1 protein-coding gene is annotated in these 1,318 nt (G+C 39.5%); it reads right to left on the bottom strand.

Annotated features, from left to right (window positions below; genetic code table 11):
- On the bottom strand, positions 1 to 1,318 hold a 1,318-nt coding region (locus EII29_RS11220; protein ID WP_199726082.1), incomplete at both ends, for a hypothetical protein.

The following is a 1,318-nucleotide window of genomic DNA, read 5'->3' on the forward strand; positions in this document are numbered from 1 at the left end:
GTGTTATAAGTTCTATTATCGCTTGATACACTGTTAGTGCTTAAACCGTAACCGCTAGAAGATAAATTGACATCTGTTAAGCCTACTACCATAGAACCTTTGAATAGTCCGCCAACTTTACTTGCAACCCAATCAATTGAACCTTTGATATTTTTAATTGTATCTGTTACACCTCCAAGAACGCTGTCTATTGTATCTTTGACTCCTCCAAATATTCCGCTAAAGAAGTCGCCAATGCCCTTAAATACTCCTGTTATTGCATCCCAAGCATTTGAAGCAAATTTACCAAAAGCCTCGAATACTCCGCTAACTATATCTTTAGCACCGTCAAACGCTCCCTTAAAGAAATCAGCTACTCCGTTAAATACACCTGAAATTGCATCCCAAGCTTTTGAAGCAAAGCCACCAAGAGCGCTAAACACTCCGCTAACGACACTGCGAACAGAATTGAATATGCCACTAAAGAAGCCTGAAACTGCATTCCATATTGATGAAACTACTCCCCAAGCGCTAGAAGCAAAACTTCCGATTGCACTAAATACTGTTGAAACTACTGATTTTACAGCGTTAAATATACCGCCAAAGAAGCCTGAAACTGCATTCCATACGCCAACCAGTATATCCCAAGCTGAACCAGCAAAGCTACCTATGGCGCTAAATACTGTTGAAACTATTGAACTAACTGCGTTAAATATTACACCAAAGAAACCTGATATGCCGTTCCACGCTCCGATAACTAATTGGTAAGCACCGCGAATAATAGCCAATATAAGTTGGAATGCTAAATTAATTACTGATCCAACTAACCCAAATATAGATTGAAAGAAACTAATTAAAGGTTGGAAAGTTGTAACAAACCAGTTATAAGCACCTGTCACTAAAGAAGCAATGGTTGTAAATACAGTTGTAACAACATTTACTATTCCGTCCCATAGCCCTGTGAAGAACCCTGTAACTCCTGCCCATGCTGTTTGAATACCAGTAACAACAGTTGTCCATAAAGTAGTAAAGAATGTTGTTATTCCGTTCCAAATATTTTGAACACCTTGTACAATTCCACTGAACCAATCGACTAAGCCTTGCCAAATGCCTTTAGCTCCGTCAACTGCTCCGTTCCATATATCAGCAAACCATTGACCAATACCGCTAAAGAATGAAACTATTCCGTCCCATGCACTCTTTAAGAAGTCTACGAAACTACCCCAAACCTTTTTACCTGTTTCGGTTTGAGTGAAGAAGTAAACTAAACCAGCAACAATGGCTGCGATTGCTATGCCAAGAGCCACGAATGGATTCATAGCCATTACAGCATTGAAAG

The organism is Leptotrichia sp. OH3620_COT-345, from assembly GCF_003932895.1.
Taxonomy (GTDB): Bacteria; Fusobacteriota; Fusobacteriia; order Fusobacteriales; family Leptotrichiaceae; genus Pseudoleptotrichia.